The 264-nt window shown below is 66.3% G+C and carries 1 protein-coding gene; it reads right to left on the bottom strand.

Annotated features, from left to right (window positions below):
• The coding region (locus KW821_RS21490; RefSeq protein ID WP_218292869.1) for a VCBS domain-containing protein at nt 1-264 on the bottom strand (264 nt) is incomplete at both ends.

The following is a 264-nucleotide window of genomic DNA, read 5'->3' as shown; positions in this document are numbered from 1 at the left end:
TCTCGACCTTGGTCTCGCCCGCGCCCAGGTACTGCACCTTGCTGTTGGCGACCTCATAGCTCCACTTGCCAGCCGCATCGATCTCCAGCTGACCCAGGGCGCCGGCACTCGGCGCGCCCAGGCCCGGCTTGAACTCAGCCTCGTCGGCCCCGTCCACGTCGGTCAGGGTCAGGCTGCCGGTCTCGGTCAGGTTACCGCTGACCACGTTCAGGTCTTCGGTCACCGCACCGCTGCCATCACCCACAATCACCGCACCGTCATTGA

This window comes from Aeromonas sp. sif2416 (assembly GCF_019218665.1).
Classification (GTDB): Bacteria; Pseudomonadota; Gammaproteobacteria; order Enterobacterales; family Aeromonadaceae; genus Aeromonas; species Aeromonas encheleia.
The sequence above is the reverse complement of the archived record's forward strand: the minus strand, read 5'-3'. Positions and strand labels throughout refer to the sequence as shown.